28 protein-coding genes are annotated in these 26,990 nt (G+C 67.6%); 19 read left to right on the top strand and 9 right to left on the bottom strand.

Features of this window, described 5'->3' with window-relative positions:
* Window positions 1-61: 61 nt before the first annotated feature.
* Window positions 62-523 (top strand): DUF2852 domain-containing protein, encoded by a 462-nt coding sequence (locus tag BLQ70_RS11460; protein ID WP_061969832.1) that lies wholly within the window; start codon window positions 62-64, stop codon window positions 521-523.
* Window positions 524-621: 98 nt separating this feature from the next.
* Here the strand turns inward: BLQ70_RS11460 and BLQ70_RS11455 are convergent, their stop codons facing one another.
* Entirely contained in the window at window positions 622-1,557 is a 936-nt protein-coding gene (locus tag BLQ70_RS11455; protein WP_091857045.1) for a hypothetical protein, read from the bottom strand.
* Window positions 1,558-1,990: 433 nt separating this feature from the next.
* Between BLQ70_RS11455 and tolQ the strand changes: the two genes are divergently transcribed.
* The 4 genes from tolQ to tolB are packed head-to-tail and all read left to right on the top strand — an operon-like array spanning window position 1,991 to window position 5,742.
* Window positions 1,991-2,701 (top strand): protein TolQ, encoded by a 711-nt coding sequence (tolQ, locus tag BLQ70_RS11450; RefSeq protein WP_061969839.1) that lies wholly within the window; start codon window positions 1,991-1,993, stop codon window positions 2,699-2,701.
* 11 nt (window positions 2,702-2,712) lie between these two features.
* On the top strand, window positions 2,713-3,162 hold the full coding sequence (locus BLQ70_RS11445; protein WP_061969840.1) for an ExbD/TolR family protein: 450 nt from the start codon (window positions 2,713-2,715) through the stop codon (window positions 3,160-3,162).
* Window positions 3,163-3,190: 28 nt separating this feature from the next.
* On the top strand, window positions 3,191-4,399 hold the full coding sequence (tolA, locus tag BLQ70_RS11440) for a cell envelope integrity protein TolA (RefSeq protein ID WP_210184273.1): 1,209 nt from the start codon (window positions 3,191-3,193) through the stop codon (window positions 4,397-4,399).
* Window positions 4,400-4,404: 5 nt separating this feature from the next.
* Window positions 4,405-5,742 carry a Tol-Pal system beta propeller repeat protein TolB gene (gene tolB, locus BLQ70_RS11435; RefSeq protein ID WP_091857043.1) on the top strand — a complete coding sequence of 446 codons (1,338 nt, stop codon included), beginning with the start codon at window positions 4,405-4,407 and terminating at the stop codon, window positions 5,740-5,742.
* A gap of 86 nt (window positions 5,743-5,828) precedes the next feature.
* On the opposite strand, the gene BLQ70_RS11430 is transcribed toward tolB, so the two are convergent.
* The 4 genes from BLQ70_RS11430 to BLQ70_RS11415 all read right to left on the bottom strand — a co-directional run bounded on the left by BLQ70_RS11430 (window position 5,829) and on the right by BLQ70_RS11415 (window position 7,770).
* The gene (locus BLQ70_RS11430; protein WP_061969843.1) at window positions 5,829-6,629 is read right to left on the bottom strand and encodes an aldolase; all 801 of its coding nucleotides are present in this window, start codon (window positions 6,627-6,629) and stop codon (window positions 5,829-5,831) included.
* Between the two features lie 143 nt (window positions 6,630-6,772).
* On the bottom strand, window positions 6,773-6,988 hold the full coding sequence (locus BLQ70_RS11425; RefSeq protein ID WP_091857042.1) for a hypothetical protein: 216 nt from the start codon (window positions 6,986-6,988) through the stop codon (window positions 6,773-6,775).
* Between the two features lie 42 nt (window positions 6,989-7,030).
* On the bottom strand, window positions 7,031-7,450 hold the full coding sequence (locus tag BLQ70_RS11420; protein WP_091857041.1) for an SRPBCC family protein: 420 nt from the start codon (window positions 7,448-7,450) through the stop codon (window positions 7,031-7,033).
* Entirely contained in the window at window positions 7,447-7,770 is a 324-nt protein-coding gene (locus BLQ70_RS11415) for an ArsR/SmtB family transcription factor (RefSeq protein ID WP_091857040.1), read from the bottom strand. The genes BLQ70_RS11420 and BLQ70_RS11415 overlap by 4 nt, the downstream gene beginning before the upstream one ends.
* A gap of 341 nt (window positions 7,771-8,111) precedes the next feature.
* On the opposite strand from BLQ70_RS11415, the gene pal reads away from it, so the two are divergent.
* Window positions 8,112-8,627 (top strand): peptidoglycan-associated lipoprotein Pal, encoded by a 516-nt coding sequence (gene pal, locus BLQ70_RS11410; protein WP_061969851.1) that lies wholly within the window; start codon window positions 8,112-8,114, stop codon window positions 8,625-8,627.
* Between the two features lie 74 nt (window positions 8,628-8,701).
* Here the strand turns inward: pal and BLQ70_RS11405 are convergent, their stop codons facing one another.
* Window positions 8,702-9,070 (bottom strand): cell division protein ZapA, encoded by a 369-nt coding sequence (locus BLQ70_RS11405; RefSeq protein WP_061969853.1) that lies wholly within the window; start codon window positions 9,068-9,070, stop codon window positions 8,702-8,704.
* Window positions 9,071-9,355: 285 nt separating this feature from the next.
* The gene (locus tag BLQ70_RS11400) at window positions 9,356-9,661 is read right to left on the bottom strand and encodes a DUF4164 family protein (protein WP_342028484.1); all 306 of its coding nucleotides are present in this window, start codon (window positions 9,659-9,661) and stop codon (window positions 9,356-9,358) included.
* 321 nt (window positions 9,662-9,982) lie between these two features.
* Between BLQ70_RS11400 and tkt the strand changes: the two genes are divergently transcribed.
* The 5 genes from tkt (at window position 9,983) to fba (ending at window position 16,092) form a co-directional block, all read left to right on the top strand.
* Window positions 9,983-11,980 carry a transketolase gene (gene tkt, locus BLQ70_RS11395; RefSeq protein WP_091857039.1) on the top strand — a complete coding sequence of 666 codons (1,998 nt, stop codon included), beginning with the start codon at window positions 9,983-9,985 and terminating at the stop codon, window positions 11,978-11,980.
* 122 nt (window positions 11,981-12,102) lie between these two features.
* A complete protein-coding gene (gap, locus tag BLQ70_RS11390) occupies window positions 12,103-13,113 on the top strand; it encodes a type I glyceraldehyde-3-phosphate dehydrogenase (RefSeq protein ID WP_061970293.1) in 1,011 nt (336 codons plus the stop codon).
* Between the two features lie 74 nt (window positions 13,114-13,187).
* A complete protein-coding gene (locus tag BLQ70_RS11385) occupies window positions 13,188-13,679 on the top strand; it encodes a hypothetical protein (protein ID WP_091857038.1) in 492 nt (163 codons plus the stop codon).
* Entirely contained in the window at window positions 13,676-14,869 is a 1,194-nt protein-coding gene (locus BLQ70_RS11380; protein ID WP_091857037.1) for a phosphoglycerate kinase, read from the top strand. Before BLQ70_RS11385 ends, BLQ70_RS11380 begins: the two co-directional genes overlap by 4 nt.
* 140 nt (window positions 14,870-15,009) lie before the next feature.
* The gene (gene fba, locus BLQ70_RS11375; protein WP_091857036.1) at window positions 15,010-16,092 is read left to right on the top strand and encodes a class II fructose-bisphosphate aldolase; all 1,083 of its coding nucleotides are present in this window, start codon (window positions 15,010-15,012) and stop codon (window positions 16,090-16,092) included.
* A gap of 110 nt (window positions 16,093-16,202) precedes the next feature.
* Here fba and BLQ70_RS11370 read toward each other — a convergent pair whose 3' ends face one another.
* A complete protein-coding gene (locus BLQ70_RS11370) occupies window positions 16,203-18,203 on the bottom strand; it encodes a PhoX family protein (RefSeq protein WP_091857035.1) in 2,001 nt (666 codons plus the stop codon).
* A gap of 206 nt (window positions 18,204-18,409) precedes the next feature.
* On the opposite strand from BLQ70_RS11370, the gene BLQ70_RS11365 reads away from it, so the two are divergent.
* From BLQ70_RS11365 to BLQ70_RS11335, 7 genes are all read left to right on the top strand, one after another.
* Window positions 18,410-19,564, top strand: a complete 1,155-nt coding sequence (locus BLQ70_RS11365) for a benzoate/H(+) symporter BenE family transporter (protein ID WP_091857034.1) — start codon at window positions 18,410-18,412, stop codon at window positions 19,562-19,564.
* Complete coding sequence (locus BLQ70_RS11360; RefSeq protein WP_091857033.1) at window positions 19,561-20,214, top strand: thiamine phosphate synthase; 654 nt, start codon at window positions 19,561-19,563, stop codon at window positions 20,212-20,214. The genes BLQ70_RS11365 and BLQ70_RS11360 overlap by 4 nt, the downstream gene beginning before the upstream one ends.
* Entirely contained in the window at window positions 20,211-21,143 is a 933-nt protein-coding gene (locus BLQ70_RS11355; protein ID WP_091857032.1) for a tetratricopeptide repeat protein, read from the top strand. The genes BLQ70_RS11360 and BLQ70_RS11355 overlap by 4 nt, the downstream gene beginning before the upstream one ends.
* 93 nt (window positions 21,144-21,236) lie before the next feature.
* Window positions 21,237-22,028: an inositol monophosphatase family protein gene (locus BLQ70_RS11350; RefSeq protein ID WP_061969866.1), complete on the top strand. Its 792-nt coding sequence runs from the start codon at window positions 21,237-21,239 to the stop codon at window positions 22,026-22,028.
* Window positions 22,029-22,126: 98 nt separating this feature from the next.
* The gene (locus BLQ70_RS11345) at window positions 22,127-23,137 is read left to right on the top strand and encodes a flagellar motor protein MotA (RefSeq protein ID WP_244511985.1); all 1,011 of its coding nucleotides are present in this window, start codon (window positions 22,127-22,129) and stop codon (window positions 23,135-23,137) included.
* A gap of 29 nt (window positions 23,138-23,166) precedes the next feature.
* Window positions 23,167-24,186 (top strand): peptidoglycan -binding protein, encoded by a 1,020-nt coding sequence (locus BLQ70_RS11340; RefSeq protein WP_091857031.1) that lies wholly within the window; start codon window positions 23,167-23,169, stop codon window positions 24,184-24,186.
* A 2-nt stretch (window positions 24,187-24,188) separates the two neighbouring features.
* Complete coding sequence (locus tag BLQ70_RS11335) at window positions 24,189-24,602, top strand: Ivy family c-type lysozyme inhibitor (protein ID WP_091857030.1); 414 nt, start codon at window positions 24,189-24,191, stop codon at window positions 24,600-24,602.
* 12 nt (window positions 24,603-24,614) lie between these two features.
* On the opposite strand, the gene BLQ70_RS11330 is transcribed toward BLQ70_RS11335, so the two are convergent.
* Window positions 24,615-26,411, bottom strand: a complete 1,797-nt coding sequence (locus BLQ70_RS11330) for an ABC transporter transmembrane domain-containing protein (protein ID WP_091857029.1) — start codon at window positions 26,409-26,411, stop codon at window positions 24,615-24,617.
* 253 nt (window positions 26,412-26,664) lie between these two features.
* Between BLQ70_RS11330 and rpmE the strand changes: the two genes are divergently transcribed.
* Window positions 26,665-26,901, top strand: coding sequence for a 50S ribosomal protein L31 (rpmE, locus tag BLQ70_RS11325; RefSeq protein ID WP_061969875.1), 237 nt, complete (start codon window positions 26,665-26,667; stop codon window positions 26,899-26,901).
* Window positions 26,902-26,990 lie beyond the last annotated feature (89 nt).

The following is a 26,990-nucleotide window of genomic DNA, read 5'->3' as shown; positions in this document are numbered from 1 at the left end:
AGGGTCGGGCGCATCTATGTAAATGTGATTTACATTCACGTTCATGGATGGTGAGGGAGCAATGCCGATCGTCGAGAAACTGGACGAATATGGAAAGGGAGCCTGGATCGCCTTCGCGGTTCTCGGCTTCATCCTCTTCTGGCCCCTGGGTCTGGCGACCCTGGCCTTTCTTTTCTGGAGTGGACGCATGGGTTGTGGATATGCCGGAGACCGGTACGAGCACCGGATGAGCCGCCTTCAGGGCAAGATGGACCGCCTGCGGGAGCGCATGACCGGCCGCGAGGGTCGTTTCGGCGGCGGCTTCGGTGGTTGGGGCGGCCGCGGCGGCCCCACCAGCGGCAACCGCGCCTTCGACGAATACCGCGACGAGACGATCCGTCGGCTCGAGGACGAGCAGCGCGAGTTCCATGACTTCCTGGGCCGCCTGCGCATGGCCCGCGACAAGGCCGAGTTCGATCAGTTCATGACCGAGCGCCGCAACAACCCGCCGGCCAATACCCCGGCCCAGCCCGACGCGGCCTGATACCGTCGGTTCGACCAGCACAGGCCCGCCCCTCACCGGGGCGGGTTTTTTTTTATTGTCTGTTGGATGCAGCGTGGCGCGGCTCTCCGATCGCCTAGCTATGAAGCGGCAGCCGGCTCCAGCATCGCAAGCAGTTCGCGATAGGTCGGCGCCAACGCCCTCAGGTGAGCGGCGGCCGTCGCGTCATCCCGTGCGACCAGCGGATATTGCAGGGCGCCGATCAAGCGTGCCTGGCGCCCCATGACCCCGGCAGCAGCGTCGAGCCCGATCCGCGTCAGGCAACGTGCGGCATCGGCAGCCCGGCGCGCACCGACCCGCACCGCGAAGTGGATGAGATGGCCCCGGAAGTCGTCGTCGCAGCCGGCAGCGATCCGTTCCGCCAGCGCGAGCACCGCAGTTTCGTTCCCGAGTGTCCCCGCCGGCGGCTGCAGGTCGCGGTCCATGGCGAGCCAGCGAATGCCCGCTGGAAGCGCCCGCCGGATCGCCTCCTCCTCCGGCACGATCTCGACGCGGCGGAATCCCATGCGCATCGTGAAGGCTTCGCCGTAATCCACCGTCTCGCCGCGCCACGCCGCCATGAAATCGGCGAGCGGTAGCGTCGCATGCGGATAGCCCTGCGGATCATGCATCTCGACCAAGCCGTCGCGCAGCGCGAGCGCGACGACATAATGATCGGCGCCGATCGCCCCGCGCATGCCTGGCTGATGGCGCAGATGGCCCATTTCGACCGGGCCGACCCACACCGGTCCCGCGGCGAGACCATCCGCAAGTCGGGCTAGCGCCTCATCTTCGCTGCCGCCCCGCATGACCGTGGAGGTCCAGCCCATGGCGGCGAGCGCGTCCTCGAAACCCGCTTCCGGAGTCCAGCCATAGGGATCGAAGAATGGCATCGCCCCGCCATGCAATTGCATGCCGAAAGGACTTCCCGTCGCGAACTCAATGACGGAGGGCGATAGCGACGCCTCCCCAAACATCATCGAAAATGAGTTGGCGTAACAATAGGGCCCGGAGCCCACATACGAAAAATAACTCATGATTTTCGACTGGCCTTCCCTTCTCGAAGGCATGCACAGATCTGCAAATTGAAATTTTCTGTCAAGCGCTCTGTTTTCACATGAGGCTTCCAGCGCGCCGTCTGGCGCTTCGCAGCATTTTGAACGGAAAGCACTGGCGGCCTGGGTGCACACCGCCGGCTTCCCGAAACCTCATGCCCGCCCGGTCGGGCGTATACCCGACATTAACCTTGCCGGATGCTTAACTCGGTCTGGAGCATGCGTTCCGTGGGAAACCCTGTTTCGGCCCATCTTTCGCCGGATTCACGCGCGATTGGAGGGATACGGCATTTCCCCGGATCGCGGATCGGGCGGCGGCGTGGGCTCCCGCGACGCAAGCGGCGGGGCTTGGACCGGGTTGGAGCCGCAAGGCACCCATCATCGGCCGTACCGCCTGGGTGAGAAGGATGACAGGATGAACCCCGCCGACGTCGCGCAGGCCGCGCCGCAGATCGACATGTCGTTCTGGACGCTGTTCTGGCACGCCCACATCGTCGTCAAGCTGGTCATGATGGGCCTGATCGGCGCCTCGGTCTGGTGCTGGTCGATCATCGTCGACAAGACCCTGCTCTACCGCAGGACGCGCAAGGACATGGACGCCTTCGAGGAGGTGTTCTGGTCCGGCCGCTCGCTCGAGGAACTCTATCGCGACCTCGCCGGCAAGCCGGTCAACGACATGGCCGCGGTCTTCGTCGCGGCAATGCGCGAATGGAAGCGCTCCTTCGAGAATGGCGGGCGCTCGGTCGCCAGCCTGTCCCAGCGCATCGACAAGGTGCTCGACGTCACCATCCAGCGCGAGACCGAGCGGCTCGAATCCAAGCTGCTCGTGCTCTCGACCATCGCCTCGGCGGCGCCTTTCATCGGCCTGTTCGGCACGGTCTGGGGCATCATGACCTCGTTCACCGCCATCGCGGTCTCCAAGAATTCCTCGCTCGCCGTCGTCGCGCCCGGCATCGCCGAAGCGCTCTTCGCGACCGCGATCGGCCTCTTCGCCGCCATTCCCGCGCTGATGGCCTACAACAAGCTCCAGGCCGAGGTCGCCAAGGCGCAAGGCCGTCTCGAAGCCTTCGCCGACGAGTTCTCCGCGATCCTGTCGCGGCAGATCGACGAACGCATGGCCGCGTGAGGGCCTGATCGATGGGTATGTCAGCCGCCTCAGGCGCAAAGGGCTCCGGTCGCCGGGGCCGGCGCGGACGCCGCCACGGCGCCATCGCCGAGATCAACATGACGCCGTTCATCGACGTCATGCTGGTGTTGCTCATCATCTTCATGGTCGCAGCCCCGCTGATCGCGACCGGCGTCCCGCTCGACCTGCCGCAGACCGGCGCCAAGCCGATCAATGTCGACCAGAAGCCCTTGACCATCGCCATCGACAGCAAGGGCCAGATCTTCCTGCAGGACGAGCCGACGCTCGAGCCTGATCTCGTCGCCAAGCTCCAGGGCCTGGCCAAGCAGGGCTTCGACGAGCGCGTCTATGTTCGTGGCGACAAGCTGGTCGATTACGGCCGCGTCGCTTCGGTGATGTCGACCATCACCGCCGCCGGCTTCAAGCGGGTCGCGCTCGTCACCGAGCCGGCGAGCCGCTGAAGGTTGAGAGAGTAAGGGTGTTCAGGGCGTGAAGCTTTCGACCTCCGAACCTGGCATGCTGGTGTCGGCGCTCGGCCACGTGACGTTCCTCGTCGCGGGGCTGCTGGCGTTCTCGTCGCCGACGCCGCTGCCGGAGAACGAGGAGGCGATCGCCGTCGAGGTCATCGATCCCAGTGCCCTCAACCAGGTGACGCGTGGCGAGCGCAGCGCCGAGAAGGTCCAGGCCCAGCCCACCCCGCGTGCCGAGCGCCAGTCCGAGATGGTCGAGCGCAAGGAAGCCGGCGAGGCCAAGACCGATACGCCCGCCCCGCCCTCGCGCCCGGTCGAACTGAAGACCGCCGAGAACAACGCCGCGACGCCTCCGCCGCCGGCCCGCCCGGCCGAGCAACCCAAGCCCGAAACCAAGCCGCCCGAGCCCGCCAAGCAGCCGCCGCAGAAGAGCGAGGCTGCTGCCGCCCGCGAGGCCGAGCAGAAGCGCGAGGAACAGGCCAAGCTCGCCGAGGAGGCCGAACTCGCCTCGAAGGCGAAACAGGCCGAGGAGGAGGCGAAGGCCACCGCCAAGGCCAAGGCGGAAGCCGACGCCCAGGCTGCCAAGCGCGCCGCCGATGCCAAGGCCAAGGCCGAGGCGCTCGCCAAGGCGGAAGCCGACAAGGCTGCGAAGGAAAAGGCGGAGGCGGCCGCCAAGGCAAAGGCGGAGGCCGAGCAGAAGGCGAAGATCGCCGCCGCGGCGAAGGCGAAACAGGAGGCGGAGGCCAAGGCGAAGAAGGAGGCGGAGATCGCCAAGAACTTCAACGCCAGCGACATCGCCAAGCTGCTCCAGTCCAAGGAGAAGGCGCAATCCTCCGGCTCTTCGGCGCCGCAGATCAACCGCACGGCCTCGCTCGGCACCGAGCGCGGGTCTTCGCAGAAGCTCAGCCCCTCGCTCAGGGCCCAGCTCATCGGCATCATCCAGGATCAGCTCCTGAAATGCTGGAACGTGCCGATCGCGCTCGCCAACGCCCGTGGCGGCAGCAATGTCGTGCCTTCCGTGCGGATGAAGCTCAACACCGACGGCTCGCTCATCGGCCAGCCCGGCGTGATCAATTCGTCCGCCGATCCGCTCTTCCGGGTCGCCGCCGATTCGGCGCTGACCGCCACCCGCCGCTGCGCGCCGTTGCGCATCCCGGCTCAATTCGCCTCCTATTACGACGACTGGCGTGATGTCGTCGTCAATTTCGACGCCAGGGACGTCATGTGACCCCGATGATCGACCGCACCCCCCTTCCCCGTCTCGCGGCTGCGCCCACCCGCCGCCGTCTCCTTGCCACCGCCGGCGCAGCGCTGCTGCTGCCCACCGCGGCCAAGGCCGAGCTCATCATCAATCTGACCGGCGGCGCCTTCCAGCCGATGCCGATCGCCATCGCCGATTTCGGCGGCGAAGGCGGCGTGCTCGTCTCCGGCGTGATCACCAACAACCTGAAGCGCTGCGGCTACTTCACCCCCATCGACAAGAGCCGCCATCCCGAGAAGAACCCACCCTTCGACGCGGCGCCGCAGTTCCAGGCCTGGCAGGCCGCCGGCGTGCAGGCCCTCGTCACCGGCCGCGTCTCCCGCGAGGCCGGCCGCATCCGCGCCGAGTTCCGGCTCTGGGACGTCGCCACCGGCACCCAGACCGACGGCCAGCAATATTTCACCGACCCGAGCAATAACCGCCGCGTCGGTCACATCATCTCGGACGCGATCTTCTCGAAGATCACCGGGCTCGGCGGCTTCTTCGATACCCGCGTCGTCTTCGTCGACGAATCCGGACCGAAGGAGACCCGCCGCAAGCGCCTCGCGATCATGGATCAGGACGGCGCCAATGTGCGCTACCTGACCAATGGCGACGTCTCGGTGGTGACGCCGCGCTATTCCCCGGTCTCGCAGGACGTCGCGTTCATGTCGCAGCGCCAGGGCGAGCAGCCGCGCGTGCAGGTCCTCAACATCGAGACCGGCCAGCGCCAGATCGTCGGCAACTTCCCCGATATGAGCTCGAGCCCGCGCTTCGCGCCGAACGGCCAGCGCGTCGTGCTCTCGCTGCAGCAGGGCGGCAACGCCAATCTCTACGCCATCGACATCGGCTCGCGCACGACGCAGCGCCTGACCTCGACGGCGGCGATCGACACCTCGCCCTCCTATGCGCCTGACGGCTCCCGCATCGTCTTCGAGAGCGACCGCGGCGGCCAGCAGCAGCTTTACGTGATGCCGGCCGGCGGCGGCGAGGGCCAGCGCATCTCCTTTGGCCAGGGCCGCTACTCGCAGCCCTCCTGGTCGCCGCGCGGCGATCTCATCGCCTTCACCCGCCAGGGCGGCGGCGGCTTCGCCATCGGCGTGATGCGGCCGGACGGCTCGGGCGAGCGCATCCTGACCGAGGGCTTCCACAACGAGGCCCCGAACTGGGCGCCGAACGGCCAGTACCTGATGTTCTTCCGCGATCCCGGCGGACAGTCCGGCGGCAAGCTCTATATGGTCGACATCACCGGCCGCGTCGAAGTGCCCGTGCCGACCCCGGCCTTCGCCTCCGACCCGACCTGGTCGCCGCTGCTCAGCGGCGGGCGCTGAGGCGAAAAGCGATCGTCACCTGTGGATTCTGCGAAGCCGCCCGACGAATTCGGGCGGCTTCTGCTTTTTAGGATCCAACCGGCCGCTCAGTCGCGATAGACCGGCTCCTCGGTGTCGAGCTGCCGGCGGATCGAGGCCAGGTGGAGCCGCGCGGATTCCGGATCGCCCTCGCGCATCTGGCGATAGGCCGCCTCCGCGATCTCGGGCTTCACCGGCTTGACCTCGCGCCCCGTCGCGAGCGCCAACGCCTGCACCTCGCAGGCCCGCTCCAGATAATAGAGATCGTCCCAGGCCTCGGCGATGGTCGGCCCGAGCACCATGACGCCGTGATGCTTCATGAAGACGATATCGGCATCGCCGACCGCAGCCGCGATGCGGTCGCCCTCGCGCTCGTCCAAAGCCAGCCCGTTATAGTCGCGGTCGACGACGGTGCGGCCGTAGAACTTCAGCGCCGTCTGGCCGGCGAAGATCAGCGGATCGCCCTCGGTCATCGAAAGCGCCGTCGCGTAAGGCATATGCGTGTGGAAGGCGACCTTGGCGCGCGGGACGTTCTTGTGGACCCGGGCGTGGATGTAGAAGGCGGTCGCCTCCGGCTGGCCCTCGCCTGAGACGACTTGGCCGTGGAAGTCGCAGATCAGCAGCTTCGAGGCGGTCAGCTCCCGGAAGGCCCAGCCATAGGGATTGACGATGAAGAGGTCGTCATAGCCCGGCACCAGCGCGGAGAAATGGTTGCAGATGCCTTCCTCGAAGCCGTAGCGCGCCGCCATCCGGAACGTCGCGGCGAGATCGCGGCGCGCCTCCCAGACGATATCAGAATCGAGGTCGGGCTGGTTAGGGCCGCGGATCGGCGCCACGCTCGCAACAGCGGAATTGAGGGAATGAGCCATCGCGATCTCCGGTCGGGACTGGAAGGTGGGCCGAGGCAAGGCCGCATCTCCTCACGATAGACCGGAGGGCGCGAAAGATGCGCTGCAATTCTGCGCCCTGTTTGCGCAATTTTTTCGCGATCAGCCCGAGACTTGACCTGCCCTCAGGCCTGACGCCGGCCGCGCCATCTCGCGGCGTAAGGCAGGATGAACATGTAGAGCCCGCTGAACAGCAGCAGGAAGAGCGGCAGCAGGGGCGAATAGACGATCCAGGCCGGCGGCTCGCCGCGCGCCATCGCGGCGAAATTCGCGAGGACGGTGGCCGTGAAAATGATCGACAGCCAGCGATGGCCCTGCCGGATTGCAGTGCTCCAGGACAAGGAAGGCTCCTTTTATGAGGGGATAGGAGGAGTGGCGCCGCCTCAGCCGGCGCGCGCCACGACCTCTTCCAGCTTGGCGAAGAACTGCTGCCAGCCGGCCTTGGCGCCGCCGAGGGCCTGCTTCTGCTCCGGCCGGAAGCCGACCTGTTCCATGCGCAGATGCGTGCCCTTGGGCGACGGCGTCAGCGTGAAGGTCACGACGCTCTTGAGGGCATAGGCCGGGTCATCATGCGCGAAGTCCCAGCTATAGGAGAGCGACCGGTTGGGCTCCACGGTCAGCACCTCGCAATCCAGCACCCCGCCCCAGTCGCCACTCAGATTGAAGCGGTGGCCGACGGTCGGCACGAAGTCGTTCTTCATCAGCCATTCGGCGATCAGATGCGGCTGCGTCAGCGCGCGCCAGAGCTTCTCCGGTGGATGGGGCATCTCGCGCTCGACGATGACGGAGCGGGTTTCGGTCATTGGTCCATCCTCTTGAGCAGGTCTTCGAGATCGTCGAACCGGCTTTCCCAGTAGCCGGCCATGCGGTTCGTCCAGTCGGCGAGAGGCGCGAGCGCCGCGAGCTGTGCGCTGTAATGCGTCTGCCGGCCCTGATGGCGGTCCCGCACCAGCCCGGCCTGCTTCAGCATGGCCAAGTGCTTCGAGACAGCCGGCTGCGACACGCCGGCCTGTGCGGTCAGCGCCGCGACCGTCTGTTCGCCCTGGCTGCACAGGCACTCGAAAATGCCCCGCCGCGTCGGGTCGGAAAGCGTCCTGAAGAGAAGGTCATGCGTGCCGGGCATCGGAATTCCATAACCATATGGCTATGAATTATCCATAACCACACAGCTATGAATTCGTCAACCGGAAAGCTCCGATCTTTTTTTGCCCGGTGGTGTCACGCTGCGGCCCAACCCATGGTCGATGAGGCAGGCAAGCCGTCCTGCGGAGCATTCCTGTGCTCCCGGCGCAACAGCCCGGCTCGCAAACGCCTTTCGCCACATTTGGTTAACCATAAGCCGCAATGCCGCCACTTCGCCCTGATTTGGCAAGGTCTCGTTTAGGTTGACGCTTCATTGATGAGGCTTCGCGAAGCCCTCCTCGAAGTGCGCGCCACAAAATTCGATTGCCCCGGAGTTCAGCCATGTTGACCACTCTCCTTCCCGGCGGCCGTGCCGTCCGTTTCGCCGCCGCCATCGCCGCCACGCTCGCGCTCGGCGCCTGCGCCAAGGACCAGAATGCCGACGCCTCGGGCTTCGGCGCCGGCGGCGCCGCGACCCCGGGCAGCGCGCAGGACTTCGTCGTCAATGTCGGCGACCGCGTCTTCTTCGAGACCGACTCCACCGACCTGACCCCGACCGCGACCGCCACCCTCGACAAGCAGGCCGGCTGGCTCCAGCGCTATCCGCGCTACACCTTCACCGTCGAAGGTCATGCCGACGAGCGCGGCACCCGCGAGTACAACTATTCGCTCGGCGCCCGCCGCGGCCAGACCGTACGCGACTACCTCGCCTCGCGCGGCATCGCGGCCAACCGCATGCGCACCATTTCCTACGGCAAGGAGCGCCCGGTCGCGGTCTGCAACGACATCTCCTGCTGGTCGCAGAACCGCCGCTCCGTCACGGTGCTGGACGGCGCCGGCGGCGCGCCTGGCGTCTGATCGCTGCGCAGTTAGAAAAGAAAAGGCCCCGGACGACATCGTCCGGGGCCTTTTCTGTTTCCGGGCGGAAGCCGTCACCCCACCGCGGTCGGGATCAGGCTGCGCGCCACGCCTTCGATCCGTTCGGCTGCCGCGACGAGCGCTTCCGCCGCCCGGTCCTCGACCTCGCCGAGCCGCTGATCGGCAGCCCCGGCATTGCCCTGCGTCGCCGCGAGGTCGGCTTCCAGCTTCGCCAGTCGCCGCTTCAGTTCATGGACCTCGTCGGCCACCATCAGCGCGGCCATGACGTGCAGGCGCATGTCGCCGATCTCGCCGAAGGCCTCGCGCATTTCGCCGATCTTCTCGTCAAAGAACCGGGCGAGCCCCTCGAGATGGCCCTCCTCGCCTTCCCCGCAGGCCATGCGGTAGGCTTTCCCGGCGATCATGACGTTGACTTGCGGCATTCCCTCTCCAGTCCTCGCTCTAGGGTCTGTGCTCATTATGGGCGATGTTTTGACGCGAGGCATTTTGGTCGGCGGGCAGGAGCGTGGCCGCAGCAAACCGTCCGGTTTGCAAGGCCGCGCGACGCACCCGCCGCCCAAAAGGCCCGCGCCCCTGCGGGGTCGGGCGAAAACGGCCGATAGCTGTGTCGGTCCCTTGCCCGATGCCTGGGGCATCGGGCGGCGGGCTCCTCCTTGCTCTTGGCCGTTTTGGCCCGATCAAAACATCGTCCATAACGAGTACAGACCCTAGCTTGCCTCGGGCTCCGGCGGCGGCTGCGCCTCCACCCGCGCGATCACGGCGCCGACGACGTTCATCGCCCGCTCCAGCCGCTGGTCTACATCGGCGGCGGCCGTCTCGACCTGCCCGAGCCGTGCCATGGCGCCGTCGAGATCGGCCGCAAGGCGCGCGCGATCGTCCTGCATCAGGGCGAGTTCGGTTTCGAGGTTGCCATGTCCACGCTCAGCCTCGACCCGCCGCCGCGCCGCCGCTTCCAGCTGCCCCAGCGCCGTATCCAGGCGCGCCAGCGCATTGTCCAGCATCAGGCTCGCCACCGTCGTTCTCCTTTCAGATCGAAGCCGGCTCACACGATTCGTCCAGCGAATTTACATGAGAACGCGGGAAAACAGGAATCGGCCCCATCCGGGAGCGCGAACGCGCCGGTTCGGACGGAACCATGCGAAAAACCTGCGGCAACCGGCTCCTGCGACCCTGAAACCCGGCTTCCGCGAATTGACTCGTGGCGAGCGCAAGGCCTAATCCACCGGTCCTTTTCCAAGCCTGCCGACATCGCCTGCCCGCCGGCCCCATTCCTGCCTTTCCCGCAGGTTCGGATCGGCCTCAAGCCCGCCAGACTTAAAGCTCGTGAGATCATCATGACCACCATCGACCGCGCCCAGCACGACAAGCTCGCCAACGCCATCCGCGGCCTGGCGATGGACGGTGTCGAGAAGGCCAAGTCCGGCCATCCCGGCCTGCCGATGGGCGCTGCCGACGTTGCCGCCGTGCTGTTTACCCGCGTGATGAAATATGACGCCGCCGATCCGCGCTGGCCGGACCGCGACCGCTTCGTGCTCTCCGCCGGCCACGGCTCGATGCTGCTCTACGCCCTGCTCTATCTCACTGGCGCGCCCGGCATGGCGCTCGATGACCTCAAGGCCTTCCGCCAGATCGAGTCGAAGACCCCCGGCCACCCCGAGAACTTCATGACCGCCGGCGTCGAGACCACCACCGGCCCGCTCGGCCAGGGGCTGGCCACCGCCGTCGGCATGGCGATGGCCGAGCGCATGCTCGCCGCCGAGTTCGGCAGGAAGGTCGTCGATCACCACACCTATGTGCTGGCCTCGGACGGCGACCTGATGGAGGGCATCAGCCAGGAGGCGATCGCGCTCGCCGGCCACCAGAAGCTCAACAAGCTGATCGTGCTCTGGGACGATAACGGCATCTCGATCGACGGCCCCCTGACCATCACCGACAATGTCGACCAGGTCGCCCGCTTCAAGGCCTGCGGCTGGCGCTCCGAGCGCGTCGACGGCCACGATCCCGAGGCGATCGAGGCCGCGATCCGCCGCGCCCAGAAGTCGAACAAGCCGACCATGATCGCCTGCAAGACCGTGATCGGCTTCGGCGCGCCGAAGAAGGCCGGCACCTCCAAGGCCCATGGCGAGCCGCTCGGCGCCGAGGAGCTCGCCGCCGCCAAGCAGGCGCTCGGCATCACCGGCGGGCCCTTCGAGGTCGCGGCCGACGTGCTCAAAGCCTGGCGCGGCTTCGGCGCGGCCGGCGCCACCGCGCACAAGGACTGGAGCGAGCGCTTCGCCGCCCTGTCCGAGCGCAAGCGTGGCGAGTTCGACCGCCGCCTCGTGCACGGTGTTCCGGCCAAGCTCGACAAGGCGATCCTCAACCACAAGAAGGCGCTGATCGCCGCGCCGCAGGCCGTCGCCACCCGCAAGGCCTCGGAGCTGGCGCTGGAAGCCATCATCCCGGTCATGCCGGAGCTGGTGATGGGCTCGGCCGATCTCACCCCTTCGAACAACACCCGCACCAAGGCCGCCGAGGACTTCACCCCGAAGACCCCGAAGGGCCGCTATGTCCGCTACGGCATCCGCGAGCACGGCATGGCCGCCGCGATGAACGGCATCACCCTGCATGGCGGCTTCCGCACCGCCGGCGGCACCTTCCTGGTCTTCGCCGACTATGCCCGCCCCTCGATGCGGCTGGCCGCCCTGATGGGCGCCCCGGTCGTCTACGTCATGACCCATGACTCGATCGGCCTCGGCGAGGACGGCCCGACCCACCAGCCGGTCGAGCAGATCGCGAGCTTGCGCGCCATGCCGAACATGCGCGTCTTCCGCCCGGCCGACACGATCGAGACCGCGGAAGCCTGGCAGGCCGCGCTGGAACGCACCAACGGCCCGACGGTGCTCGCCCTCTCGCGCCAGAACCTGCCGCAGCTGCGCACCGACGCCTCCGCCAAGAACCGCTCGGCCACCGGCGCCTATGAGTTGCTGGCGGCCGAAGGCGGCAAGGCCCAGGTCTCGCTCTTCGCCTCGGGCTCCGAGGTCGAGCTCGCCGTCGCCGCGCGCAAGCTGCTCGCCGAGAAGGGCGTTCGCGCCCGCGTCGTCTCCGTGCCTTCGCTCGAGCTCTTCCTGGAGCAGGACGAGGCAACTCAGGCAGCGATCGTCGGCTCGGCCCCGGTCAAGATCGCGGTCGAGGCCGGCGTGCGCTTCGGCTGGGATGCCGTGATCGGCCACGACGGCACCTTCATCGGCATGCACTCCTTCGGCGCCAGCGGCCCCTACAAGGAGGTCTACAAGCATTTCGGCATCACGGCGGAGGCGATCGCCGACGCCGCGATGAAGCAGCACAACGCCTGAGGGCCGGCCGCAGGCAGGGCTGATATTCCCGAAAGACATCTTGCGTTCGGCCATTCTTTGGCCGAATTGCCCGCGTGGATAGCGACGGCATCGCCGTTTCGCTCGGCGAAGGAGAGGAAGATATGACGGTGAAGGTAGCGATCAACGGCTTCGGCCGCATCGGGCGCAACGTTCTGCGCGCGATCATCGAGTCGAAGCGCAAGGATATCGAGGTCGTGGCGATCAACGATCTCGGCCCGGTCGAGACCAACGCCCATCTCTTCCGCTTCGACTCCGTCCATGGCCGCTTCCCCGGCACCGTGACCGTCTCCGGCGACACGATCGATGTCGGCCGCGGCCCGATCAAGGTCACCGCGATCCGCGATCCCAAGGACCTGCCGCACAAGGCGCTCGGCGTCGACATCGCCTTCGAGTGCACCGGCATCTTCACCACCCGCGACAAGGCCGCCGCGCATCTCGCCGCCGGCGCCAAGCGCGTGCTGGTCTCGGCCCCCTGCGACGGCGCCGACCTGACCGTCGTCTTCGGCGTCAACCATCACGAGCTGACCAAGGACCACGTCGTCGTCTCGAACGCCTCCTGCACCACGAACTGCCTCGCGCCGGTCGTGCGCGTCCTGCATGACAGCATGGGCATCGACAAGGGCTTCATGACCACGATCCATGCCTATACCGGCGATCAGCCGACGCTGGATACGATGCACAAGGATCTCTATCGCGGCCGCGCCGCCGCGCTCTCGATGATCCCGACCTCGACCGGTGCCGCCAAGGCGATCGGCCTGGTCATTCCCGATCTGAAGGGCCGTCTCGACGGCACCTCGATCCGCGTTCCCACCCCGAACGTCTCGGTCGTCGACTTCAAGTTCATCTCGAAGCGCAAGACCACGGTCGAGAAGGTCAACGAGGCCATCATCAAGGCCTCGAAGCGCGGCCCGCTCAAGGGCATCCTCGCCGTCACCGACCAGCCGAACGTCTCGATCGACTTCAACCACGATCCGGCGTCCTCGACCTTCGCGCTCGACCAGACCAAGGTCATGGACGACAAGTTCGTCCGCGTCCTCTCCTGGTACGATAACGAATGGGGCTTCTCGAACCGCATGAGCGACACCGCCGTCGCCATGGGCGCCCTGCTCTGAACCGTCTTACCAAGGCCACGTTCCTCCGTCAGGGCGTGGCCTTGTCCCTGAACAGCAGCAGAAACGGACCGAGCATGGCCAAGATCGAGCCGACAGTAGCGACCCCGCCCGCCCCCCAGACCGAGGCTGCCTCCGCACCGGCCAACCTGGCGCCGGTCCCGGCCTTCCCCTCCGCTTCGACCCCTGCCCCTGCCCCCGCTCCGGCTCCGATACGCGCCGAGCCGGCGACGGTCGCGACCGAGCCGCACAAGCTCGACCAGCTCTCCCGCATCGAGGAGAAGGCGGCGCGCATCGAGGAGAAATTCGCCCGCTACGAGGCCGTTCTGACCCGCGCGGAAGCCTCGTTGGAGCGCTCGGCCGGCAAGGTCGACAATGCGGTGGGCACGCTCGACATCGGCGGCATCCGCAACGAGATCGCCGCCCTGCGCCAGCGCGTCGATGCGACGCCGCGGGCCGGCACGCTCTTCGTCACCGCCGCCGTGACCGCGGTGCTCACCGTGCTGCTCACCATCCTCGTCCTGAAATTCGGCGTGCCCGGCCTGTTCGGCGGCCTGCTGCCGCGATGAGCGCCTTCCGCACCCTCGACGATGCCGATCTCGCGGGCAAGCGGGTGCTTGTCCGCGTCGACCTCAACGTTCCCATGGACGGCGACAAGGTCAGCGACACCACCCGCATAGACCGCATCCTGCCGACGATCCGCGAGATCGCCGACAAGGGCGGCAAGGTCGTGCTGCTTGCGCATTTCGGCCGGCCGAAGGGCCGCGACGACAAGAACAGCCTGAGGCAGGTCGTGCCGGCACTGACGCTGGCGCTCGGCCGCCCCGTCACCTTCGTCGACGATTGCATCGGCGAACCGGTTGCAAAGGCGCTTGCCGCCGCCAGGAACGGCGACGTCCTGCTGCTGGAGAACACCCGCTTCCACGCCGGCGACGAGAAGAACGATCCCGACTTCGTCAGGGCGCTCGCCGCCAATGGCGACCTCTATGTCAACGACGCCTTCTCGGCCGCGCACCGGGCGCACGCCTCGACGGAAGGCCTCGCCCATGTCCTGCCGGCCTACGCCGGGCGCACCATGCAGGCGGAGCTCGAAGCCCTCTCCGCCGGCCTCGACAACCCCACCCGCCCGGTGATGGCGATCGTCGGCGGCGCCAAGGTCTCGACCAAGCTCGACCTGCTCGGCAACCTCGTCAAAAAGGTCGATGTCCTCGCCATCGGCGGTGGCATGGCCAACACCTTCCTGGCGTCTCGCGGCGTCGATGTTGGCAAGTCGCTCTGCGAACATGACCTCGTCGGCACCGCCCGCGAGATCGAGGAGAAGGCCAAGGCTGCCGGCTGCGAGATCCTCCTGCCGGTCGACGCGCTGGTGGCGCGCGAATTCAAGGCCCATCCCGGCCATCGCGTCGTTCCGGTCGGCGAAGTCGGCGCCGACGAGATGATTCTCGATGCCGGCCCGCTCTCGATCGCCGAAGTCGTGCTGCGGCTGGAGAAGGTCAGGACGCTGGTCTGGAACGGCCCCTTCGGCGCCTTCGAGCTGCCGCCCTTCGACACGGCGACCGTCGCCGTCGCCAAGGCCGCGGCCAGGCACGTCAAGGCCGGCGATCTGGTCGCGGTCGCCGGTGGCGGCGACACCGTCGCGGCGATGAACCATGCCGGCGTCATCGACGACCTGTCCTATGTCTCGACGGCGGGTGGCGCCTTCCTCGAATGGATGGAAGGCAAGGCCCTGCCGGGCGTCGAGGCGCTGCGGAAGCGCTGATCCGGGCATTGACCGTGCGGGCCGCTCCGACAACGGGGCGGCCGCTCGCGTTTTAAGCTTTCCACCCACCCGGCTTTGCGCCGGGAGCCTGTCCGCACTACATCTTTCGCCATATCCGTTTTCAAAAGGGGAGTGCCATCGTGGCCCGTATCACGCTTCGCCAGTTGCTCGATCATGCCGCCGAGAACGACTACGGCGTGCCCGCCTTCAACATCAACAACATGGAGCAGGCGCTGGCGATCATGGCGGCGGCCGACGCGACCGACGCGCCCGTCATCATCCAAGCCTCGCGCGGCGCCCGCAGCTACGCCAACGACATCATGCTCAAGCACATGATGGACGCCGTCACCGAGATCTATCCGCATATCCCGGTCTGCGTGCATCTCGACCACGGCAACGAGCCGGCGACCTGCATGACCGCGATCCAGGCCGGCTTCACCTCCGTCATGATGGACGGCTCGCTCAAGGCCGACGGCAAGACGCCGGGCGACTGGGACTACAATGTCGGCGTGACCAAGACCGTCACCGACATGTCCCATCTTGGCGGCATCTCGGTCGAGGGTGAGCTCGGCGTGCTCGGCTCGCTGGAATCCGGCGAGGGCGAGAAGGAGGACGGCCACGGCTTCGAGGGCAAGCTCAGCCACGACCAGCTCCTGACCAATCCCGACGAAGCCGTGAAGTTCGTCGCCGAGACCAAGGTCGACGCGCTCGCCATCGCCATGGGCACCTCGCATGGCGCCTACAAGTTCACCCGCAAGCCCGACGGCGCGATCCTGGCGATGCATGTCATCGAGGCGATCCACAAGCTCCTGCCGAACACGCATCTCGTCATGCACGGCTCGTCCAGCGTTCCGCAGGATCTTCAGGACGTCATCAACCAGTATGGCGGCAAGATGCCCCAGACCTGGGGCGTGCCGGTCGAGGAGATCCAGCGCGGCATCAAGCACGGCGTGCGCAAGATCAACATCGACACCGACAACCGCATGGCGATGACCGGCCAGATCCGCAAGATTCTCTCGGAGAACCCCGGCGAGTTCGACCCGCGCAAGTATCTGAAGCCTGCCATGGAGGCGATGACCAAACTCTGCAAGCAGCGCCTGGAGGAGTTCAACACCGCCGGCCAGGCCTCGAAGATCAAGCGCGTCATCACGCTGGCCGAAATGGCCAAGCGCTACGCCAAGGGCGAGCTCGACCCGACCTTCGGCGCCAAGAAGGCGGCGTGAGCTTCACTGCATTTGAGCAGGCTTTGAAACGGAAACGCCCGGTCGCATAGACCGGGCGTTTTGCTGTCAGGAGGTGGCCGGGTCGAGCCCGGCCATGACGGCAGGCCGCCTCAAACCCCGATCTTGCCGCCACCCTTCTTGGTGATCGCCACCACCGAGGGCCGCACCGGCATGTCCGGCTTGAAATCCGGCCAGCGGGTCGAGAGGTCCTCGTAATAGGAGCGGCGGCCGAATTCGGGCCAGTCCGGCCCATCGTCACCCGGATGCTGCACGGCGACGAAGGCGGTGGTGTCGTCCGGCGTGAAGCAGGGGCCGCACATCTCCGCGCCATGCGGCACGCGGTAGAACAGCTTCGAGGTCCGGCGCGCGCCACCCTCGGTATCGACCGCCCAGAGCCCGTCTGTGCGCCCGGTCACGTCGATGCCGTTACCGTCGGTCGCGACCCAGAGACGCCCGGCGGAATCGACCACGGCATTATCGGGCATGCCGAACCAGCCGTTCTTGGTCGTATCGGTCGAAAAGCTCGCGCCGACCTCCGCGACGGACGGATCGCCGCATTTCAGCAGGATCTCCCAGCGCCCTCTGGTCGCCGTGTGATCGCCATCGGCCTCGGCGATCTCGATGATATGGCCGAAGGCGTTCTTGGCGCGCGGATTGGCGGAGTCGACCTGATCGTCCTTACGGCTCGTATTGTTGGTCAGCATCACATAGACGCGCCCCGTCACCGGGTTCGGCGTGAGGTCCTCGGGGCGATCCATCTTGGTCGCGCCGAGCAGATCGCCGGCACGGCGCGCCTCGATCAGCACGTCGGCCTGGCTCTGGAAGCCGTTGGCCGCCGTGAGCGGCCCCTGCCCGAAGACCAGCGGCAGCCATTCATGCGTGCCATCAGCCGCGAACTTGGCGACGTAGAGCGTGCCGGAATCGAGCAGCTCGAGGTTGCTGGCGCGGTTGTTCGGATCGAAGCGGCCCGCCGTGACGAACTTGTAGACATAATCAAAGCGCTCATCGTCGCCGAGATAGGCGACCACGCGCCCGTCCCTGGCGACGATCATGTCGGCGCCCTCGTGCTTGAAGCGGCCGAGCGCGGTGCGCTTCTTCGGCACCGAGTTCGGATCGAACGGATCGACCTCGACCACCCAGCCGAAGCGATTGGCCTCGTTCGGCTCCCTGGCGAGGTCGAAGCGCTCCTCGAAGCGGCCCCAGGCATAGGGCGAGGACGGCACGGCGAGGCGCTTGTAGTTCGCCTCCTCGCGATGGCCCTCCGGCAGCTTGCCGGAGAAATAGCCGTGGAAGTTCTCCTCGCCCGAGACGAAGGTGCCCCAGGGCGTCAGCGCGCCCGAGCAATTGTTGAGCGTGCCCAGTACCTTGCGGCCGCTGGCGTCAGCCTTGGTCTGCACGCGCTCATGGCCGGCGACCGGTCCCGAGAGCTGCATCTCGGTGGCGACAGTGATGCGGCGGTTGTACTTGGAATCCCTGACAAGCGCCCATTCGCTGCCGGTCTTGCGGATTTCCGCGACGGTCGCGCCATGCGCCATCGCCTCGATCGCGAAGCGCTCCGGCGTCGCGTTCTTCATCACCGCCTTGCCGTCCTTCATCTCGACGACGCCCGGGAACATCAGATGCGGGTTGGTGTATTCGTGATTGACGAAGAGCAGCCCATGCGCAGACGGGTCAGCCGCTCCGCTCATCGGCACATAGCCGACGAAGTCGTTATTGTAGCCGAACTGCTTGCTCTGGGCCTCCGCGCTCTGCTTTGCCGGGTCGAAGGCTGGCGCATCAACCGTCAGCGGGTCACCCCAGCGCAGCAGAACCTGCGCCTCGTAGCCCTCTGCGACATGGTGATCGGCATCGACGCCGACCTCGACCTCCTTGAAGGAGAAGGCGGATTTCGCGCCTTGCGCCTGCGCTTCGGCGGCGGTCTCCAAAGCCAGCGTGCCGACCGTCGCCGAGATCGCCGAGACCGCGAGCGCGCCCTTGAGCAGGCCGCGCCGCGAGAACCGCTGCGAGATCAGTTCACCCATGGTCGGATTGTCCGTCGGATTCCGCGGCTCGGCATCCTCATGCTCCAGCATGCTGGCGCCGAAGGTGGATTCGTAGTCGTCGTCGCGCATGGTCGGCCTCGGTCGCTGCGGATTGGAATAATGCGCAGCTAGGCCCGGCCATTGACAGCCGAATGACATCGCCCGTCACCAGCAGGCCATCTTCCAGCCAGTCCCGCCCTCAGACTGGCCCCGGCCCTGCGCCCGCCGCCCTTTCCGTCTCAGGCGATTTCTGGTTCAACGCTGGCTTGCTTCTGTCCCAGCCGGCTTCCCGCACCATGTCGATCGTCTTCTCCGCCCTGGTCGCGGTCTTCGTCGGCTTCGCCGCCTCCGTCGCCGTCATCCTCCAGGCCGCGCAGGCGCTCGGCGCCACGCCCGGCCAGACCATCTCGTGGATTGCGGCGCTCTGCCTCGCGACCGGCGCCTCCAGCCTCTTCCTGTCCTGGCGCTACCGCATGCCGATGATCTGCGCCTGGTCGACGCCGGGCGCCGCCCTCATCGCCGCCGTGACCGGCTTCGACATGGCCTCGGCCGTTGGCGCCTTCCTGGTCGCGGCCGTGCTGATGATGCTGACCGCCGCCTTCCGCCCGCTCGGCAGGCTGATCGAGCGCATCCCGATGCCGGTGGCAGCCGCGATGCTCGCCGGTGTCATCTTCCGCTTCGTCGTCGCGGTCTTCGACGAGATGCGGCTCTCGCCCGGGCTCGTCCTGCCGCTGCTCGCCGTCTTCCTGTTGGCGCGCCTGTTCAATCCCTTCCTCGGCGTCATCGCTGCGCTCGTCGCCGGCATCGCGATCAGCTTCGTCGGCGGGCTCGCCCATTGGCCTGCCGGAGCAATGACGCTGAGCGGCCTCGAATTCGTCACGCCGCGCTTCGATATTCCCGCCATGCTCGGAATCGGCATCCCGCTCTACCTCGTCACCATGGCCGCCCAGAACCTGCCGGGCTTCGCCGTGCTGCGCGCCGCCGGCTACAATCCACCGACCGCGCCCTCGCTCTTCGTCACCGGCCTGACCTCGCTCCTGACCGCGCCCTTCGGCGCGCATATGACCAACATGGCCGCGATATCGGCCTCGATCTGCACCGGCGGTGACACCCATCCCGACCCTGCCCAGCGCTGGAAGGCCGGCGTGCTCTACGGCCTGTTCTATTTCGTCGTCGCCGCCTCGACCGGCTTGCTGATCGCCCTGCTGCTGGCCCTGCCCAAGGCGCTGATCGTCGCCGTGGCCGGCCTCGGGCTGATCGGCTCGCTGACGGGCGCGCTCGGACAGGCCATGTCTTCCGACAAGGAGCGCTTCGCCGCCGTCGTCACCTTCGCCGTCGCCGCCTCCAGCCTTTCGCTTTTCGGCATCGGATCGGCCTTCTGGAGCCTCGTTGCCGGCCTTGCGGTCTTGACATTGGACTTCGCTGCGGGCCGTTTGCGCAGCCGATCATGACCACACAATCATCCTCCACTCGCCTGATGCTCATCACCCCTCCCGTCGCAGACGCGGAGGCCATGGCCTTTCGCCTGATGCAGGCCATGGCCGGCGGCGATGTCGCCGCCGTGCTGCTGCGCCTCAGCGCCGGCGACGACCGCAGCCGGATCGAGCGCGTCAAGCGCCTCGCCGGCCCGGTCCAGGCCAATAATGTCGCCCTCGTCGTCGAGGACAATGCGCTCGTCGCGGCGCGCGGTGGCGCCGATGGCGTCCATCTCACCGGCGGCCCTGCCGCAGTCTCCGAGGCCCGCTCCAGCCTGAAGAGCGAGCGCATCATCGGCATCGGCGCCTTGCGTGCCCGCCATGACGCGATGGATGCCGGCGAGGCCGGCGTCGATTACGTGATGTTCGGCGAGCCCCGTCCCGACGGCTCGCTGCCGCCGCTCGCGGCCGTGGTCGAGCGCGCCGGCTGGTGGGCCGAGATCTTCGAGACGCCCTGCGTCGCCTATGCGCCCGATGCCGACTCCATCCCCGCGCTGATCGAGACCGGCGCGGAATTCGTCGCGCTCGGCGCCTGGGCCTTCGACGAAGGGCAGGATATCCGCGCCCTGGTCGAGCAGGCCAACCAGGCGATCAGCGCCTGCGCCGCGCGGAAGACGGCCCGATGACGCGGCTGGCCGGGCAAGCCTTGCTGGCCGGAGCCCTGCTTGCCGGCGCCCTGCTTGCCGGCCCGGCCGAGGCTGCGTCCACGCCGGACCTGGCCTATGGCGCCTATCAGGCCGGACATTATCGTCGCGCCCAGGCGGAAGCGCTGAAGCGCATCGAGGCCGATAGCAGCGATGCCGCCGCGATGACCCTGGTCGGCGAACTCTATCGCCAGGGCCTCGGGGTCGCGCCGGACCAGAAGGTCGCGACGGAATGGTATGAGCGGGCCGAGGCGCGCGGCGACATCAACGCGGCTTTCGCGCTGGCGACGCAGCTTCTCGACGAGAAGAGCGGCAAGCGCGACCCCGCCCGCGCCGGCAAGCTGCTCGAGAAGGCGGCAGCCGCCGGCCACCCCGCCGCCAACTACAATCTCGCGCTCGCCCTTCTCGCGGCGAACCGCGAGGCCGAGGACAAACGTGCCGTCGCCTGTCTCGAAATCGCGGCGAAATCCCAGATCGGCGACGCCATGCATGCGCTCGGCGTGCTGGCAAAGCAGGGACGCGGCATGCCGGAGAGCGAGGAGGTCGCCGCCCGCTGGATGAAGCAGGCGGCCGCGGCCGGCAACGTCCCCGGCGAGGTCGAATACGCCATCATGCTGTTCAACGGCACCGGCGTGGAGAAGGACGAGGCCGCCGCCGCCAGCCTATTCCGGCGCGCCGCCTGGGAGGGCAACCCGATCGCCCAGAACCGCCTCGCCAAGCTCTACCAGTTCGGTCTCGGCATCGCGCCGGACACGATCGAGGCGGCGGCCTGGCATCTCGCGGCCCGCTCGCAGGGCCTCAAGGACCCCGCGCTCGACGACATGTTCGAACGCCTCAAGCCCGAGCAGCAGGCCCGCGCCGCCCGCATGGCCGCCGGCCGGATCAGCACCGCCGTCTTGACGGCGCCGTAAGACCCGCGCAAGTGACGGCTCACTAAATTCTTGCCGGGCGCAAGGCTTGCGCCGCTGGCTCATCGCGTCGTTGCGGCGCGCAAGAGGTTTCCGATGATCCGCTCTCCCCTGATGACCGTGATGACCGACGCCGTGATGAAGGCGTCCCGCTCGCTCAAGCGCGATTTCGGCGAGGTCGAGAACCTGCAGGTCCTGGCCAAGGGCCCGGGCGACTTCGTCTCCAAGGCCGACACCAAGGCCGAGGAGATTCTCCGCGCCGCGCTGGAGAAGGCCCGCCCGGGCTACGGCTTCGTCATGGAGGAGAGCGGCGTCGTCCACGGCACCGACGAGAGCAACCGCTGGCATATCGACCCGCTCGACGGCACCCATAACTTCCTGCGCGGCATCCCGCACTGGAACATCTCGGTCGCGCTCGAGCGCGACAACCAGTTCATCGCCGGCGTGATCTACGATGCCGCCAAGGACGAGATGTTCATGGCCGAGAAGGGCAAGGGCGCCTATGTCAATAACCGCCGCCTGCGCGTTTCCGGCCGCAACGAGCCGGCCGACATGCTGATCGGCACCGGCATCCCGCATATCGGCAAGGGCGGCCACGGTCAGTTCCTGCGCGAACTCGCCGCCGTGATGCCGCGCTTCGCCAATGTCCGCCGCATGGGCTCGGCCGCCCTCGACATCGCCTATGTCGCCGCCGGCCGCATGGACGCCTATTGGGAGCGCGGCCTCAACACCTGGGATTTCGCGGCCGGCGCCGTGCTGATCCGCGAGGCCGGCGGCACCTTCGGCACGCTCGACGGCAAGCCGGTGACGAGCGCCAAGGACATCATCTGCGGCAACGAGGCCGGCGAGCGCGCGCTCAGCCAGGCGCTCAAGACCGCGGCGGCCTAAGGCCAACAGCCTCGAAACTGTTGCTCTTTCGTGCTTGATCCCGGCGGCGTGGGAGGCGACAGTCCTCCCCGCACTCCGAGGCGAACGGAAGACGACGCATGGCGATTGAGGATTTCGCGGCCGAGCCGGCAACGGCCGCAACCGTGCGGACGCAGGTCCGCTTCTCCAGGCCGCTCCGCTACGTCGTCCGCGCGGTCCTGTTCCTCGTCCTGATCGGCTTCCTCGGCTTCATCCTGCAGGCCGGGCTGGTCCAGGCCTTCATGACCAATCCCGGTCTGAACGGGCTCATCCTCGGGGCCCTGCTCGTCGGCTGCCTGATCGCACTGCGCGAACTCTGGCGCATCCACAGCGAGGCGCGCGCCGCGACCAACCTCGCCGTCGCGCCTGCCTCCGCCGATATCCGCCGCGGCCAGGTCATCGCCCCGCTGGGCTCCGTCCTGCCGGCGCTGGAGCATGGCACCCTTGCCCCAGCCCAGGCCGTCACGGCGCTCGAATCGATCGCGGTCAGGCTCGACGACGGGCGCGAGGTCCTGCGCTATCTCAGCGGCCTGCTCGTCTTCCTCGGCCTGCTCGGCACCTTCTGGGGCCTGCTCGACACGGTCGGCTCGGTCGGAACCGTCATCAAGTCACTGCGCACCGGCGCCGAGGCCGGCGTGCTCTTCGACGAGCTCAAGGCTGGGCTTTCCGCCCCGCTCGCGGGCATGGGCCTGTCCTTCTCCTCCTCGCTCTTCGGCATCGCCGGCTCGCTGATCCTCGGCTTCCTGGATCTTCAGGTCGGGCAGGCACAGCGCCGCTTCCGCAACGAGGTCGAGAGCTGGCTCGGAAGCCGCACCGGCACGCCCGATGCGCCTGCCGCCTTGCTTGCGGCCGGCAATCCGCTCGCCGACCGTTTCGAGCAGCTCAGCGCCGCCATGGCCGACGGCGCCTCCAACAACCGCGCCGCGACGCAGGCGCTCTCCAATCTGGCCGAGGGCATCCAGGGCCTCGTCCAGCACATGCGCTCCGAGCAGCAGATGATCCGTGACTGGGTCGAGGCGCAGGCCGCCCGCGAGAAGGACCTGAAGCGCCTGATCGACCGCCTCACCGCCGACCAGGTGACCGAGCCATGATGCTGCTCGCCAAAGCAGGAACCTGACGGATGGCCCTCTCCCGCGCCCATCGCCGCGAGGACGTCAATTTCTGGCCCGGCTTCGTCGACGCGCTTTCGACGATGCTGATCGGCATCGTCTTCCTGCTGACGGTCTTCGTGCTCGGCCAGTTCTTCCTGTCGCAGGAATTGACCGGCAAGGACACCGCGCTGGAGCGGCTCAACAGGCAGATTTCCGAACTGACGGACCTGCTCGCCCTCGAGCGCTCCTCCAACCGGCAGGCGCAGGAAAGCCTCCAGCTGATGCAGTCGACGCTGGCCCAGACGCAAGGTGAGCGCAGCCGGCTGCAAGGCCTGATCGACACGCAAGCCGGCAGCAATGCCGGCGCCCAGCTCGCCGAATCGCAGAAGGCGCTGGATGCGGAGAAGCAGCTCTCCGCCCGGGCCCAGGCGACGGTCGATCTCGTCAACCAGCAGATCCAGGCCATGCGCCGCCAGCTCGCAGCGCTGGAGGAAGCCCTCTCCGCCTCCGAGGCCAAGGACAAGGATTCGCAGGCCCGCATCTCCGAGCTCGGCTCGCGGCTGAACGTCGCGCTGGCCCAGCGCGTGCAGGAGCTGGCGCGCTACCGCTCGGACTTCTTCGGAAGGCTGCGGCAGGTGCTCGGCACACGGCCGGATATTCGCGTCGTCGGCGACCGTTTCGTCTTCCAGTCCGAGGTTTTCTTCGACGGCGGCCAGGCCGTGCTGAAGCCCGAAGGCAAGGTCGAGCTCGACAAGCTCGCCACCATCCTGCTCGATCTCGGCAACGAGATGCCGCCCGACCTGCCCTGGATCCTGCGCGTCGACGGCCATACCGACAACCGGCCGATCAAGTCCGCGCAGTTCCCCTCGAACTGGTATCTCTCCTCGGCCCGCGCCATCGCCGTCGTCGAATACCTGATCTCGCGCGGCCTGCCGACCGACCGCGTCGCGGCGACCGGCTTCGGCGAGTACCAGCCGCTCGACGTCGCCAATACCGACGACGCCCACCGCCGCAACCGCCGCATCGAGTTCAAGATCACGGAGCGCTGAACATGTTCGTCAGGCGCCTGCCTTTCGCAATCGCGAGTGCTGTCGCCCTGCTGCTGGCAGCTCCGGCTTCGGCCCAGGCGCCCAAGGACGGAGGGCGCTATCTCCACGACCTGATGAAGCTGCCGACCTATCGCGACGCCTGGACGCGCATGCTCGGCAAGCTCGGCCCGCGCGAATCCTGGCTCAAGGTTGACAAGCTCACCGGCCCCGGCGGCCCCAGCACGATCGTCACCGTCAGTGGCCAGGCCTTCGAGCGCGTCGACACCTGCAAGCGGCACGACTGCGGCAACAACCAGTTCTATGCGCTGTTCTCGCCCGACGGCAGGGAAGCGCTCGGCGTGCTGGTCCAGCCCGGCAACATCCGCTTCTTCGGCCAACCCAGCGAAGAGCAGCAGCGCGCACTGGTGGGGCCCTAGCAGCCCACCAGCTCAGGCCGCCTCCAGTCCGAACTGCAGCGCCGCCAGCCGCGCATAGAGCCCACCGCGCGCCTTGAGCTCGGCATGGCTGCCCTCCTCGACGATGCGCCCATCTTCCATCACGAGGATGCGGTCGGCCGAAAGGATGGTCGCGAGGCGATGCGCCACCACCAGCGTGGTGCGGCCCTGCATCAGGCGGTCGAGCGCATCCTGCACCGCCTTTTCGCTTTCGGAATCGAGCGCCGAGGTCGCCTCGTCGAGCAGCAGGATCGGCGCGTCCTTCAGGATCGCCCGCGCGATGGCGAGGCGCTGCCGCTGCCCGCCCGAGAGCGTCACCCCGCGCTCGCCGACGACCGTCTCGTAACCTTCAGGCAAGGCACGGATGAACTCGTCCGCCGCCGCGAGCTTGGCCGCTGCCTCGACCTCCTCCTGCGAGGCTCCCGGCCGGCCATAGGCGATGTTGTCGCGCACCGAGACGCCGAACACCGTCGGCTCCTGCGGCACCAGCGCGAAGCGCTCGCGCCAGGCCTCCGGATCGGCCTCGGGGCCCGCCACGCCGTCGACGACGACGCGGCCGTCCTGCGGATCGTAGAAGCGCAGCGCCAGTTGCAGCACCGTGCTCTTGCCGGCACCGGACGGCCCGACCAGCGCGATCCGCTCGCCCGGCCGGACCGAGAAGGTCAGGTCCGACAGCGCCGGCCCGACACGGCCGGGATAGCTGAAGGAGACGTTCTCGAAGGCGAACTCGCCGAGCGAGGGAGCCGGCATCGGCTTGGGATGTGGCGGCGCGGCGATGGCCGGCTTCAGCGCCAGGATCTCGCCGAGCCGGCTGGAGGCACCGGCAGCCGCACTGATATCGCCATAGACCTCGGAGAGCTGGCCGAGCGAGCTTGCGGCCAGCACCGCATAGAGGATGAACTGCGACAGCCGCCCGCCAGTCATCCGCCCATCGAAAACCTCGGTCGCCCCGACCCAGAGCACGCAGACCACGCTGGCGCTGACCAGGAAGATCGCGACGCCCGAGAGGAGCGCGCGCGAGGCCGTCGCCTCCCGCGAGGCTGCATAGGCCCCGTCCGACGCCGCCTCGAACCGCGCCGAACTCTGCCCGGCGGCACCGAAGGACTGCATCGTGCGGATGGCGCCGACGGCTTCAGCCGCGAAGGCGGAGGCATCGGCGAGCCGGTCCTGCGCCGCCCGCGAGCGGCGCCTGACCGAGCGGCCGGACAGGACCAGCGGGATCACGATCAGCGGAATGACTCCGATGACGATCGCGGAAAGCCGCGGGCTCGTCGCCACCATCATCGCCAGCGCGCCAAGCGTCATGATGGCGTTGCGCAGCGCGATCGAGGCTGTCGAGGCGAAGGTCGACTTGATCTGCGTGGTGTCGGCGGTGAGCCGCGAGACGAGGTCGCCGGCCCGGCTCGAATCGAAGAAGGCCGGTTCCAGCTGCGTCAGATGGCGGAAGACATCGGCGCGGAGCGACGCAACGATGCGCTCGCCCACCGTCATCACCAGGTAGAAGCGTGCCGAGCTCGCCAGCGCCAGCACGCCGACCACGCCGATCAGCAGGATGAAATAGCTGTTGGCGAGCTGCTGCTCGCCCCCGGTGAAGCCGACATCGATGACGCGGCGCACCGCCAGCGGTAGCGCCAGCGTCGCCAGCGAGGCGACGACCAGCGCGACGAGCGCGAGCAGGATCCGGCGCTTCTGCGCCCGGGCATAAGGCCAGAAGGTCGCCAGCGAACGGAAATCCGGCCGGGCCTTCCTGTCGTTCTTCTCAGCTTCGGCCACGCAGCGGGCCTCCTGCATCTCGCGCACGCGTCGCGCGCGCTCTTTCGACCAATCTCAATCTCGCCTCCGTGAAGCCGATCATGGCGGGCTTGGCAAACGACGCAACGCCGCAGGGCCCTTCCCCGGGAGTGCGTCGCGCTTGCGCTGGAGCGCCGGCTGCGATATGTGCACCCAAATTCACGACAGGCTCATCCGAATTCTTTCGACGGGCCGGGCAGGCTCGCCTGCTTGTCGATGCGCCCGTTTTTGTAAGCTTTCTGAGGATTTCGTCATGGCCAAGGCTGGCATCCATCCCGACTATCACGCCATCAAGGTCGTCATGACCGATGGCACCGAATATGCCACCCGCTCGACCTACGGCAAGGAAGGGGACACCCTCAACCTTGACATCGACCCCACGACCCACCCGGCCTGGACCGGCGGCACCCAGCATATGCTGGACCGCGGCGGCCGCGTCTCGCGCTTCAACACGCGCTTCGCCGGCCTGGGCGCGATCGGCAAGAAGTGATGCTGCGGCGCTGCGGCGCCGCCGTCCTTGATCTCGAACAAGAAAACCCGGCCTCGCGGCCGGGTTTTTCCGTTTTGGCATGATCCGAA

Source organism: Allobosea robiniae, from assembly GCF_900102525.1.
GTDB classification, from domain to species: Bacteria; Pseudomonadota; Alphaproteobacteria; order Rhizobiales; family Beijerinckiaceae; genus Allobosea; species Allobosea robiniae.
The sequence above is the reverse complement of the archived record's forward strand: the minus strand, read 5'-3'. Positions and strand labels throughout refer to the sequence as shown.